The sequence below is a fragment of the Psychrobacter sp. 1Y4 genome (assembly GCF_051847555.1).
In genome coordinates, this window is sequence record NZ_JBPYDE010001185.1 from 1 (window position 1) to 511 (window position 511).

Below are 511 nucleotides of genomic sequence, written 5' to 3' on the forward strand. Positions count from 1 at the left end.
AGGGCACCATCGGGTTTGTCCACGTCACAGGATTCTTATTTATTTCTGTGGCAAGTTTTGCGATGGCAAAAGTCGGTGCCAAGCTCGCCCATGTATTGCCTGCTCTGATGCTCAAGCGCGCGTTTGGCGTGCTACTGATATTTGCAGGAGGGCAGTTGTTGTTAAGTGGATTGGGTGTGTTGTAGCAATCTCAAATATTTGTCGTAAAAAATGTAAACCATGAGACATTATTAGTATGAAAGCAGCAGAAAAATATCGCCGGGTTTTTGGCTCAATAAATCATTTAAAAGATCAGCTATCATGGACGACTGGTCTTACGAATATGGTAGAGTTTTTGGCGTGGGAGCCAAAGCAAATTCTTGGAATCACCAAAAAGCAATATGTACGCCAAATCATCGAATGGGCAGTCGCTCCAGAGCTAGCAGGAAAAAATCTGGAAGAAGTTGAACACGCCGTCATTAAGAAGCTCAATGCAAAAATGCATGAGTCTGAGCAGTTAGAAACGTATTCA

The 511-nt window shown here is 43.1% G+C and carries 1 protein-coding gene and 1 pseudogene; both read left to right on the forward strand.

Annotation, left to right across the window (positions count from 1 at the left end):
- Positions 1–185 (forward strand): annotated as a pseudogene (locus ACS8FC_RS21055) (sulfite exporter TauE/SafE family protein); the annotation flags it as partial.
- A gap of 50 nt (positions 186–235) precedes the next feature.
- The coding region (locus ACS8FC_RS21060) for a hypothetical protein (protein WP_439298213.1) at positions 236–511 on the forward strand (276 nt) is incomplete at its 3' end.